General features: G+C 42.7%; 8 protein-coding genes. 3 read left to right on the top strand and 5 right to left on the bottom strand.

The window, feature by feature from the left end:
* Positions 1 to 18: 18 nt before the first annotated feature.
* Both ABWY16_RS21140 and ABWY16_RS21135 read right to left on the bottom strand, forming a co-directional pair.
* Complete coding sequence (locus ABWY16_RS21140; protein ID WP_353906655.1) at positions 19 to 2,286, bottom strand: histidine kinase dimerization/phosphoacceptor domain -containing protein; 2,268 nt, start codon at positions 2,284 to 2,286, stop codon at positions 19 to 21.
* Between the two features lie 251 nt (positions 2,287 to 2,537).
* Positions 2,538 to 4,463, bottom strand: a complete 1,926-nt coding sequence (locus ABWY16_RS21135) for a sigma 54-interacting transcriptional regulator (RefSeq protein WP_353906654.1) — start codon at positions 4,461 to 4,463, stop codon at positions 2,538 to 2,540.
* A 379-nt stretch (positions 4,464 to 4,842) separates the two neighbouring features.
* Between ABWY16_RS21135 and ABWY16_RS21130 the strand changes: the two genes are divergently transcribed.
* Both ABWY16_RS21130 and ABWY16_RS21125 read left to right on the top strand, forming a co-directional pair.
* Positions 4,843 to 5,427: a hypothetical protein gene (locus tag ABWY16_RS21130; protein WP_353906653.1), complete on the top strand. Its 585-nt coding sequence runs from the start codon at positions 4,843 to 4,845 to the stop codon at positions 5,425 to 5,427.
* An 8-nt stretch (positions 5,428 to 5,435) separates the two neighbouring features.
* On the top strand, positions 5,436 to 6,455 hold the full coding sequence (locus ABWY16_RS21125; protein WP_353906652.1) for a GlxA family transcriptional regulator: 1,020 nt from the start codon (positions 5,436 to 5,438) through the stop codon (positions 6,453 to 6,455).
* A 9-nt stretch (positions 6,456 to 6,464) separates the two neighbouring features.
* Here the strand turns inward: ABWY16_RS21125 and ABWY16_RS21120 are convergent, their stop codons facing one another.
* Positions 6,465 to 7,220, bottom strand: a complete 756-nt coding sequence (locus tag ABWY16_RS21120; protein ID WP_353906651.1) for an SDR family oxidoreductase — start codon at positions 7,218 to 7,220, stop codon at positions 6,465 to 6,467.
* 305 nt (positions 7,221 to 7,525) lie between these two features.
* On the opposite strand from ABWY16_RS21120, the gene ABWY16_RS21115 reads away from it, so the two are divergent.
* Entirely contained in the window at positions 7,526 to 9,952 is a 2,427-nt protein-coding gene (locus ABWY16_RS21115) for a TonB-dependent siderophore receptor (RefSeq protein WP_353906650.1), read from the top strand.
* 54 nt (positions 9,953 to 10,006) lie between these two features.
* On the opposite strand, the gene ABWY16_RS21110 is transcribed toward ABWY16_RS21115, so the two are convergent.
* Positions 10,007 to 10,957, bottom strand: coding sequence for a D-2-hydroxyacid dehydrogenase family protein (locus tag ABWY16_RS21110; protein ID WP_353906649.1), 951 nt, complete (start codon positions 10,955 to 10,957; stop codon positions 10,007 to 10,009).
* A 17-nt stretch (positions 10,958 to 10,974) separates the two neighbouring features.
* Positions 10,975 to 11,673 carry an NIPSNAP family protein gene (locus tag ABWY16_RS21105; RefSeq protein WP_353906648.1) on the bottom strand — a complete coding sequence of 233 codons (699 nt, stop codon included), beginning with the start codon at positions 11,671 to 11,673 and terminating at the stop codon, positions 10,975 to 10,977.
* Between the last annotated feature and the right edge of the window lie 426 nt (positions 11,674 to 12,099).

The raw sequence follows: 12,099 nt of genomic DNA, 5'->3' as shown, positions 1-12,099 counted from the left end.
GTACTTTTGGATACCTGTTCAGGATCTTGCTTTATGTTCTAAACTGAAATTGATCTGTATCCTGACTCCCTCACTGGCTGTGATCTTAAAACTTCCTCCCAGTTGTTTACTCAATGCCTTCATCATTTCCATTCCCAGAGAGGATGAGCCCTCGAGTGAAAAATCATCAGGAAGCCCACGGCCGTTGTCGGCAATAGTAAGGGATATTCTTTCGGCAGCTCCTCTGTGGAGCTCTATTTCTATTTGCCCTCCGTCGCTGCCGAATGCATATTTTATAGCGTTAGTAAGGGATTCATTAATGATTAATCCTATCGGAACTGCCTGCGATATATCTATGACTACAGGCGCGATAATCTGTACTATCTTAACTTTCCTTTTTTCAGCGCCATAAAAATTGGATAAATATGCGCAGAGATCGCTGATGTATTCAGCTGCTACGATTGCTGAATTGTTCTCCCTGCTGTAAAGCTTCTGATGGATAATCGAGATTGCCTGAACCCGGTTTTGTGTATCCCTGATTGCTTCGATCGCATCAGGGTTTTGCAGGTAGACAGACTGGGTATAAAGCAGGCTCATCACGATCTGAAGATTATTTTTGACCCGGTGATGAATTTCTTTCAATAACCACTCTTTTTCGGCAATAAGATCTGCCTGTTCTGCCAACAGGCTGTCCTTGTCTTCAAGAAGGCTCTCCTTTTCGTTAATCAGGGCCGATAATTTGTGGTTCTGGTCATTTATTTCTGTTTGTTTATGCCAGAGTTTTGTATTACTGCGCTGTTTGCCCCGGTAGGCCACAAACATGAGCACAGCAAACAGGACTGCAACTACAATTCCGGTTAAAGTTGCGTTGCGCTGAGTGTTGATCTTCGCGATTCTTTCTTTTTGAAGAAGCGACTGATTACTTAGATTTTGTATGGTTTTATCTTTCCTGACGGTTCTGTATTTTATTTCCATTTCACTCACTTCCCTGGCGGCGGCGGCCCTTGACAGTGAATCCTTTATAGCGGTAATTGTCTGAAACTTGATCAGTGCTGCAGCAAGGTTTCCGGATGCAGAATCTGCCTTATATGTAAATTCAAGCAATTTCTGCCGCGTACTGACAGGCAGTTTCGCTGTTGGTATTTTTTCCAGCTTCTTAACAATTGATGATAGTTTCTGCCAGTTTCCGGTCTGAATGTAATGGTTGGGAATGGTTTCATAATTATTGATAAAGTCGGTAATTGCGTAGAAATTTTCCGATTGCTGCACCTGAGCAAGAAGCTGGTCAAACAGTGGCATGAGTTTGTCAATCAATGCTGCTGAGCCCCGGTTATCCTGTAATGCAGTTCTGATCCTCAGTTCGGCGGACAATAGAACGGCTTTTTCAGAAATGGTCTTTGGGGGAAACACCTTCTTTCCCTCTTTTAAAATGGCTATCCCTGCCGAAGGTTGTTTGAGTGCTACCTGGCATTTTGTTGATGCATATAAACTATAATAGTAGTAGCGTCGTGATTTTGCCTGCAATGCCAGTTTCCTCATTCTGCTATAATAGATCTTTGCTTTGCCGTAATCCCTGTTCAAAAAATAAGCAGCTGCCAGATGTGCGGTGAACAATGCGCCGTTAAGTGTGGTTCCATTGGGATCGGCTTCGAAACTATTGAGGCATTGAATGCGGGCAATAATCTCTTTTTTTATATTGTTGCTGCGCAGGTAAATTTCTCCGAGTATGTAATAGGCGTAATAGATCCTGACGAATTTGAGTGCTTTATATTCCTGCAGTACATGGAGCATTTTCACTTCGGCACTGTCGTACCTTCCTGTGTTGAGGTCAATATCCGCCATCTTGCCCAGTGCATCGGCTGTTTTAAGCCTGTTGCCCAGTTTTTTGTAAATGGGATAACTTTTGTCATAACATTTGGCCCTGACAGGAATGTGAACCTGATCATCAGAGGCAAACTGGTCTGCATAGTATTCCCAAAGTGCAGCTTCTTTAGTTAGATTGGTCACATGAAAATAATCAGCTACCTGAGTGAAAATCTGGTCGGCAGTCTGATAATCTTTCCTTCTCAGTGCCAGCACAGCTTTACATGTAAGTGCATTATAATTAGACTCTCTGGATGGAAGGTTATTGCTCAGTGACATTGCATGGTCTATCAGAACTTCTGCGCTGTCGAGATCTGCAGCAGTGTAATCTTCTTTGAAAAGATGTCGGTCTGCGGCTTTGAGCAACTGCGAAATCTTTAAAGTATCTGCCTGCATGTTACACCGGTAAGAAACAATGGCGGCTATGCTTTTATTATTTAACATGATGCAGGTTAACATCAGGATTAAGAACGCGGTGGATCTGGAAAACATAACAGCACTTACAAGTCTTAAAAAAGGATTTAATTTCATGAATAGTAGTCTAACTGTCAAAATATTACCCTATAAGGATGCCATGTTATAAATCCTTCAGAATAGCCGATAATTATTTATCAGTTGATCCGGAAAATGATATTTCGCACGCAGCCGACGATATTTCGTTTTGGCAGCCATTACCATAAGCTCTTAGATCCTTGCTAACTGTCAGTATATTTGATGCCGAGCTTTTTCATTCTGGAATGAAGTGTGGTAGGAGGAAGTCCCATTACTGCGGCAGCACCCTCTGCCCCGCGAATCCTGCCCTTGCATTTTTCCAGTACCGCTATGATATAATCACGTTCATTTTCACTGATGGTTTTGGTTCTTTGTTCATCATCCGGATCAGTCTTTTGACTGTTTTTCAGGTTTTTAGGCAGAGAGATCTTTTCTACCAATGGTTCTTTTGCTATAAGTAAAGTCCTTTCTATAAAATGCTCCAGTTCGCGCACATTTCCCGGCCACCGGTAATCCAGCATTTCTTTATAAACCTGTCCGGAGAAGCGAATTGCTGGTTTGTTATATTTATCCGAAAGTTCTTGTATAAAGTGTTTGGCCAGTAAAAGAATGTCTTCGGGTCTTTCCCGCAGCGGGGGGATTAGAATTGGAAATACATACAGACGATAATACAGATCCAGACGAAATCTGCCCTCCTCCATTTCTATCTCCAGATTTCTGTTCGTGGCTGCAATGATGCGGACATTAATTTTAATCATTCCCTTTCCTCCAATCCGCTCGATTTCCTGTTCCTGGAGCACTCTTAAAAGCTTCACCTGAAGGTCGGGCGACATTTCGCCGATCTCATCAAGGAAGATTGTTCCACCGTTAGCAAGTTCAAATTTCCCGATTCTTCTTTCTGTAGCTCCTGTGAAAGCCCCTTTCTCGTGTCCAAATAATTCGGATTCAACAAGGTTTGCCGGCAGTGAAGCACAGTTGACAATAACCATAGGTTTATCCTTTCTGGACGACATCAGATGTATGCCCTTTGCGACTTTTTCTTTTCCTGTACCACTTTCTCCCAGTATTAAGACAGAAATGTCTAGTGGAGCTGCTGTAGCAATAAGGTCCATCACTGAAAGCATAGCTGGGCTTGCGGCAATGATCCCGGCTATTTTAGATTTATTAATTTCAGGTTTCTCCGGAATTTTATTCAGAGTACCTGTTCCGTTGTGTTGTGCAAAGTCAGTTTGGACATTAAATAAGCTGGAAAGGCGGGACTGGAGACGACTAAGCAAGGTAATGTGCTGATTCCTGTAAGTGATGCTTTTCCTGCTGTAAAAAGCCAAAGAAACCCTGCCATTGCTTTGGGGTATAGAAATAAACAATGCTGAATAGATGTTGTATAATTTTGCAAGGGTAGCAGCAATCGGATCCGTCTTTAAGTATTCCCGAAAATCATCCTCATTCAGAACTACAGCTTTTCCAGGAGGTGTAAAGTTTTCATATTGACGGGACACCTGTTCCTCATCTAACCGGTTCACCCGGATGAAAGTATACTTTTCGAAGGACTGATATTCATCAAAGCCTATTCTCAGGAAGCCGGTGCAGGCTGTCTGTTGCTGCTCTTCCTGAACTATAATATTTAAATAGTCAAAAGGGACATATGCCTGAAGCTCAATGGCGGCTTTGAGCATGCGGCCGTCCAGCGAAAATACTTCATCATTTACAGATTTCAACTTCTGCTCCAATTCACTTTCCTGCTGCCAAAGGTAATCCTGCATGTTCTGCATTCTGAAAAATGCTACATCAAGGGTAGTCAGCAAGTCGTCCTCACGGAAAGGTTTCACTATAAACCCATAGGGTAAGGTAGCCTTTGCTTCCTCCAGCAGCCGGCCCTGGAAATTAGCAGTCAGGTATACAAATGAGATACCCATTTTTGTGAGCTCCCTGGCAAGGTCTATTCCGTTGAGGCTCCCTTTAAGATTAATATCCAGCAACACCATGTTTGGGCGTTGTTCAGTGATGATCAGCCTCGCCTCTTCAACAGTATCTGCTATACCGCATACCCTGTAGCCCGCTGCTGTCAGAACAAGTTTGATGTGATGTGCTACCAGTGATTCGTCCTCGATGATCAGAATTTTTTTCATTGCCGATTGTTCAAAAAATGATTGATTAGCACGTGCTCTAATTTGTGAGGCGACCTCCGGCCTTAAAGGATTACTGTGATAATTATGGCGCATAAAATTCGATAATTAATTTTACCAATTCAAGAAAAATATTTACGAGCCGGGTATTTTTTTGTTTCAGGAAGCGCCTCTAAGGAGATAAATTTCTCCCGTTAACTATTGGGCTGCCGACGATATTTAAGCGTTGGCCAACCAGATTGGACGAGATTTCGTTGAATAATCCTCAAATAACCTGATTAGGCCTGCTTTTAGCCATGGCATGACTTTCGGTATTCTCTATTGTTCCTGAACATTTCGGGAAAAGCTTTTTAATTCAGCTCATCGTTTATAAAAAACAGTTATGAAAGGATCGGACCTCTTGCTTATCGCTGCGGAACTGCAGCGGACAAAATTTGAATTCGCCAGGTTGCACGAAATTGGCCGCTATATCAACAGCAACATGGATAACAGTGACTTCCTGACAGCTGTATCTGTTAAGTTGAAGTCCCTTTTTGATTTTGATGATCAGTTTCTTGCCGTTCCATCTGATGACAATCTTTATCTGAACATCCTTCGTTACCACCACCCATTCGATCCTCTGAGAAGATCAGGTGCAGGCGAACCCACGCTCCCTGTTAATGATGCGCTGATCAGTAAATCTCTATTTTCTGAACAGCCTGTAATTACTGATCTGGATTTTCTTGTTTCAAGGAATTTATTGCCCGGATACCTGTTGCTCTATTATGGAAATGGCGTGAGAAAGACCGTAATGGTTAGTCTGCAGGTATCAGGCAGAATCCTGGGGCTCTGGGTTATCTGCTTTAAAGATGGTCAGCCGGTTGAAGGTCCTCAGCTACAATTTATCCGGACTGTGGCCAGTTATCTTGAATTTGCCCTTGCGCACCTGGAGTCTGAGAAACGGCGCAATTTTCAGTATACCAATTAGGAAAAGTGATGAGGAATCTAAATGTTGTCATTCTTGCCCTGCCGGGTAATATATTTTTGGATACTACGGCAATTGTAGCTGCCTTTGAAAATACCAATGCTCTTCTGGATCAGCAGCAGGCAGCATTATTTGCGAGGTATGAGGTGATTTTTGCGACAGCGGACCTGCAGCCCCAAGCCATTTCCTATGCGGGGCTGCAGATGATATGCCACCAATCAGTCTACCGGATAACGGGGCAGATCGACTCGCTTTATATCTGTGGTAACCCCAACGCAATGGGTGAGGCTGCCCTGGAAATGCTCCGGTTATGGCTGCTGACAAATCTCTACAGGTGCAGTCGTATCTGTGCAACAGGTGCCGCTGTGGAGATACTGGCTTTAGCCGGATTGCTTGATCATTCGCCCTTTGTTATCCATTGGTCGATGAAGGAGGAATTTAATCTCAAATTTCCGGCACTGGAGCCTTCTGCAGAACTGTTGTTTGTGCGGAACGGAAATATCCTCACAGGAGCGGGAATGGGAGCGACTACAGACCTCTGTCTGTCCCTGATAGAAGAAGACTTTGGCAAAGCTATAGCGATGGAGGTTGCACGCTATCTGGTGGTTTATCAGCGGAGAGCCGGGACAGATCTTCAGATCAGCAGTATGCTGGGACAGCAGTTGTCCGGTAAGAAACAGATTACGATGATAAAGACCTGGATTCAGGCCAATCTTAAGCATAACCTCAAAATCGTTGTTTTAGCTGACAGGGCTGCTATGAGCCCCCGTAATTTTGCAAGGGTATTCCAGGCACAGACGGGCTTAACTCCCGGAAGGTATATCGAAAACCTTCGTCTGGAATCTTCAAAGCGTTACCTGGAGGAAACAGACCTCAGTATAGACCAGGTGGCTGTTGAATGCGGATTTTCACATGCTGATTCCATGCGGAAGCTTTATCTTCGGACTTTGCTGATGACGCCTTTAAGTTACAGAAAGATGCAGGCCAGAAACAAGCCTTTGAATAAGCTTCCGCAGTGGCAGGAAATGTGATCGGCTGTATCAACTTTGAGCTTGCTGACTATCCAGCCAGTCATCGAAATAGGTCTTTCCAAGGTAAGCATCACCTGCAGGAACAATGCCATCTTTAGGAACTGCAATACCTGTATATTCAAATTTTCCGGTTTGAATAACTGTTTTGCCCGGCTCGGTCACATTCGCGTATTTCTCAATAAAATCACTTTGCGGTTTACGTTCGGGGCCGGCGATGTCTACTGTTCCGTTAATAGGCTTTCCTACAGCAAAGTACACTATAAATGCTGCTGCTTCCTCCACTGCTATGGGCTGGAAATCGGTTGCGGGTGCAAAAATTTCGTTGTCTTTTGTTGCTGCCATGGTGATGAAGGGAACGAATTCAAAGAATTGAGTACTGCGTACAATGGTGTACGGTATTCCTGAATTTTTAAGGATTTCTTCCTGCCTGACTTTAGCTTTCATATATCCAAAATCAGGGATTCTGTCGCAGCCAACTATAGAGATAGCAACTTGGTGTCTAACGCCTGCAACGCGTGCTGCAGTAGCTAAATTGCGACCTGTGTGATCAAAGAAATCAACTGCCGACTTTTCGTCAAACTCAGAAGAATTTGCCACGTCAATTACTACATCTGTACCTTTCATGGCTTCTTCCAGACCTTCCCCTGTGTAGGAGTTTATTCCGTTTTTTGGAGAACCTGCTATCACATCATGATCCAGTGCCCTAAGCTGACTTACTACTTTTGAACCGATGCTGCCGGTACCGCCGATTACTAAAATTTTCATGGGATTTAATTTTAATTGTTGTTATCATTTATTGCCGGAATATCCAATTGATGTGCCATTAGGTTAAGTGTTTGAAAATCAGCTATATGTTTTTGTTTATCAAGCCTTGTGGCCGCTTTATAAAGCTGAATTACTTCTTTGCGCCACTTTATTTCGCGATAGGAGTTGTGATTCCTTCCGCACGGGCCTCAGAATAACGCTTTTATATGGCGTCTTATTTAGACTGCTTAAAAATAATTTTGTAAACTCATAAATTTGCCTTTACTTTGCGGCCGAAAAAATTATTAATTAAACTTAATGAGCTGATGCAAAAACTACTACTTTCTTTCATTTTCCTTGTATTTATAAATACCCAGTTATTTGCCCAGGATTCGGGAAGGATCAGAGGACGGATTACTACTGCCGACGGCACCGTTGCAGAAGGAGTAAGCGTAAAACTAAAGGGTACCACTTATGGTGCTGTAACTACCGAAGATGGTACGTACACCATCCATAAAGTGCCAACTGGGGGGTACATCATTGTTGTTTCGGCTGTTGGTCTTTATCCTAAAGAAAAACAGGTGACGGTAAACAAAGGAACTGTGATAGCCGATTTCTCTCTGAATGAGAACCAATCGCAATTAAATGATGTGCAAATTTCTACCAGTAAAAAGAAATACAAGGTAGAAAACGTATCTCCTTCATTACGTCTGCAAACAAAATTATTAGAACTTCCTCAGAACATCAGGGTAGTTAGCAGCCAGGTGATGGCGGACCAAATGGTCTTTGACGTTGTTGACGGCGTAACGAGAAATGTGAGTGGCGCGGTTAGGGTTGGACACTGGGATGCACAATATGCAAACATCTTCATGCGTGGTTTCTCTATTCCGGCATTCCGTAACGGGATGAACCTGAAAACTCCATGGGGACCGCTGGCAGATGATGCAGCAACAGTAGACCGGATTGAATTTGTAAAAGGCCCTTCTGGCTTTATGATGGCGAATGGTGAGCCGGGCGGTATTTACAACATTGTTACAAAAAAACCTACAGGAGCAAATAAAAGTTCAGTGTCTATGAGCGCAGGTGGTTTCAATCTTGCACGTGCAGCAGTTGATCTGGATACTAAACTTTCAAAGGATGGCAAACTGCTATTCCGCTTAAACCTTGCAGCCCAAACCAAAGGCAGTTTCAACAAATACAATTACAATGACAAATATGTTATTGCTCCGGTAATCAGTTACCAGATTGACAGCAATACCAAGTTTACCGCTGAATATACACATCAGCATGTTGAAGCGCTGGCATTGGGAAATTATGGTTTTTCCCCAAAAGGATTTGGTGATACTGATCCAAGTTTCTTTCTGGGTGACCCGGCTGTGGACCCAAGTATCCTGAACGACCATAACGTTACACTTTATTTAAACCATAAATTGAATAAAGACTGGACATTTAATGCACAGGTAGCTTACCTGAACTATGGCTTAAAGGGCAGTTCCATATGGCTTACTTCTCTTGCGGCCAATGGCGATATGAAGAGAAACATGAACATCAGTGAAGAGCTGGCGATCAATAAAAATGCACAGTTTTATCTTCAGGGACAGGTAGTTACCGGTCCGGTAATACACAGAATTTTAGGTGGTCTGGATATGGGTAACCTGAAGACCTGGGGAGACTTTGGAAGTTCAGGAACAGCAGATCTTAAACTGGCCGGGACTACAGTATTTAATATTTACAATCCTGTATACGGTATTCCTTTTGCCAATCTTCCGCTATTGGACAGGTCAAGAAGTATTAAGGAACGTTCAGGCTCTAATACATATGCAACCAACACAACTTATACCGGTGCATACTTACAGGATGAACTGCGCTTTTTAGAAGAAAAACTGCGTTTAACTTTAGCAGGAAGGTTTACACATGCTACAACGGTAGGTAAAACAGCTGCTGCACAAATGTCTGACAATGCCTTTACTCCAAGAGTAGGTCTGAGTTACTCTATTACGAATACGTTTTCAGCATACTCTTTATACGATCAGGCCTTTATTCCTCAGTCCCAGGCTTCGAGATCTGCCACTAACCAAATCTTTAAACCTGTTACAGGAAATAACATTGAGCTGGGTTTGAAGAAAGACTGGTTTGATGGAAAATGGAATTCGACATTCGCTATTTACCAGATCACCAAGAAAAATATGCTGACTGCCGATCCGGCTTTCCCATTGGGTGATATCAACAATTACCAGGTGCAGTTAGGTGAAGTGAAATCAAAAGGTATTGAGTTTGACCTTGTAGGAGAGGTGGCTAAAGGTTTGGACCTGACGTTAAATTATGCCTACACAGATCCGAAAGTAACCAATGATGAGAATAAAAACCCTGCAACTAATCTCGAAGGAACTTATCTGGCAAATACTGCAAAGCACATCACTAACGGATGGTTGTCTTACAGGTTCAAAGATGAAAATTCTGTACTGAATGGATTTGGACTTTCAGGCGGATACCAGGTACAGGCAGACCGTTATGCCGGATCAGGACAAACTCAGTTGAAATTACCAGTTTATATCCGTTTTGATGCAGGTGTATCTTATGAAAAAGGTAAATTCAGTATTTCTGCTTTAATGAACAACATTCTTGACAGAAGACTGATTACTCAAGGTTCTTATACAAAACTGGCAGCTGAAACTTCAACATCAGTTTCTTATTATACCTACATTTATGAGGTGCCAAGAAACGTTAGGCTTACTGCCAAATACAATTTCTAAAGTATAAAAGTATTTTGAAGAAGGCCGGAAAACATACATGTTCTCCGGCCTTCTTTATTTTTGGCGTTCTGCATCAGACAGCCTTTCTAACAGGCTCTTCACCATATCGCTGAAAAATACCTGGTAAGTATCCTGGGTGACAAATCCAATATGAGGTGTTGCAAGGACATTAGGTAATGTTCTGAAAGGATGATCAGCATCAAGAGGCTCTTTATCAAACACATCAACAGCAGCTCCCGCGATCTTTTTTTCGGTTAGAACTTTAATCAATGCATGCTCATCAACAAGCGGCCCGCGCGAAGTATTGATGAGGTATGCTGTAGGTTTCATCCTTTCCAGGTCCTCTGCGCCAACAATTCCCTTGCTGCGTTCGCTGAGCACCATCTGTACTGTAAGATAATCAGACTCCTTGAAAAGTGTTTCCTTGTCTACATACTTTACACCGGCAGCTTCTGCTTTTTCAGGTGTGAGGTTCTGGCTCCAGGCAATCACATGCATCTTAAAAACATTCGCCACTTCGGCAACTTTTGAACCAAGATTACCCAGACCGAGTATACCAAGGGTTTTACCTTTCAGGTCGTTTCCAACCTGCTGCTGCCATCCTCCTGTTTTGAAGTTTGCATTCTCCTGCGGAATATGTTTGGCAATAGCCAATAACAGTGCCCAGGTGAGTTCCAGTGCTCCATGCGCCATATATCCTGTATTAACCACTTCAATGCCAAGTTTTGCAGCTGCTTCAGTAGCAATAGAGGCATTCCGGTGGCCTGTAGAAATGATGAGTTTCAAATTGGGAAGACTTTCAAGTAATTCCGCGGATAAAGGCGTACGTTCTCTCATTACACAGACGATATCAAAAGGTAGTAAGCGGTTTATAACATCCCCCTGGTTGTGAAGATGATCGGAAAAGACCTTCACATCTGCATATTCTTCTACCGGCGTCCAGTCGGCAAATGACCTGGCGACATCCTGGTAATCATCAAGTACGGCAATTTTATAGCGTTTCATAAAAATAGTTCTAATCATTAAATCTGCGAGGCCGCTGCGGAAATCAACAGCGTAGAAGTAATCAGGTTAATCAGCAGGTCATTGGAATTTTCAGGCAAACTGCTGATCTCTTTCCATTGTGCATCCTCCAGAAATGCTGACCATTTAGCATCTTTATCAGCAAGATCATTAAAGCTGACCATATACATGAGGTTTGGTCTATCGGGGCCAATGAGCGTTTCTCCCCAGAATACGGGATTGAACTCAAGGCGTTTGAAGATGTCGATTTCTCCCTGGTCATTAAACATTTCGATTTTCTTTTTTCCTGCGGCGTCAGTGGCACTTTGGTATTGCCGCAGCTCAAATATCAGATTCTGACCTGCAGAGGTTGCTAATGACGGGAAGTTTTTAAAAGCCTTCATTAATGAACTTTCAATCCTTTCATAGGCAGGACGCTCAGCGGGTGCATTCAAATATGCCGCTGCAGCATTTTGAAAGCTCTCATTATTTTCCAGTCCCGTATTTACCTCAGCAAAATGCGCAAGACTGTTGTAGGGGATAAGGACATATATTTTTCCCGGCCCCGAAGGTTCAAGCTCTTTGAATACGCCTACTTTTTCGACCCCCAACTGGTTAAAAACAGGTATGGCCAGCTTGTAAAAATCTTCGGTCAGCTTCTGCTGGTATTCATCTTTGAGGGTATATATTCTTAATTCGTAAAATGATTTTTTTTCCATTTTTGGGTATTGACTTATTGTCAGTGATATAATAGGCTAATTTCCTGAACATGGTGTTATAACCAACACTTGCAATAGTTGAATTTACTTTTTCCTGACTATTCCAGCTGCTACCCTAAGCTATTGTGATATCAAAGCTACCAACGCAACACGCGATGATCCTGAACATCCCAATTTTCAATTCAGGATGGAACCCAATTGAGCAAGGGCTTTGAGGATGACTTTTAAGTTTTAGGATCTGGTTGTGCGGATTGAAGGGAAGGCATTTCATCATTACGGGTGAAATGATTTTTTATATTTATCTCAATTTCAATGCCCACGTCATTTACAGGCATAATTTCTGGTACATTTAAATAATGTTTAAAACTGCTATGAAAAAACTCTGTATTTTATGTATTCTCACTGTTTTTTACGCTTCAAATCTGC

Origin of the sequence: Pedobacter sp. (assembly GCF_040513095.1) — a bacterium.
Lineage (GTDB): Bacteria > Bacteroidota > Bacteroidia > Sphingobacteriales > Sphingobacteriaceae > Pedobacter.
The sequence above is the reverse complement of the archived record's forward strand: the minus strand, read 5'-3'. Positions and strand labels throughout refer to the sequence as shown.

What these genes read in the sequence shown, in the direction of transcription:
- ABWY16_RS21110 (WP_353906649.1), bottom strand. Translation starts at nt 10,957, where the DNA reads ATGAAACGCTATAAAATTGCCGTACTTGATGATTACCAGGATGTCGCC.
- ABWY16_RS21120 (WP_353906651.1), bottom strand. Translation starts at nt 7,220, where the DNA reads ATGAAAATTTTAGTAATCGGCGGTACCGGCAGCATCGGTTCAAAAGTA.
- ABWY16_RS21135 (WP_353906654.1), bottom strand. Translation starts at nt 4,463, where the DNA reads ATGAAAAAAATTCTGATCATCGAGGACGAATCACTGGTAGCACATCAC.
- ABWY16_RS21115 (WP_353906650.1), top strand. Translation starts at nt 7,526, where the DNA reads ATGCAAAAACTACTACTTTCTTTCATTTTCCTTGTATTTATAAATACC.
- ABWY16_RS21125 (WP_353906652.1), top strand. Translation starts at nt 5,436, where the DNA reads ATGAGGAATCTAAATGTTGTCATTCTTGCCCTGCCGGGTAATATATTT.
- ABWY16_RS21140 (WP_353906655.1), bottom strand. Translation starts at nt 2,286, where the DNA reads ATGTTAAATAATAAAAGCATAGCCGCCATTGTTTCTTACCGGTGTAAC.
- ABWY16_RS21105 (WP_353906648.1), bottom strand. Translation starts at nt 11,673, where the DNA reads ATGGAAAAAAAATCATTTTACGAATTAAGAATATATACCCTCAAAGAT.
- ABWY16_RS21130 (WP_353906653.1), top strand. Translation starts at nt 4,843, where the DNA reads ATGAAAGGATCGGACCTCTTGCTTATCGCTGCGGAACTGCAGCGGACA.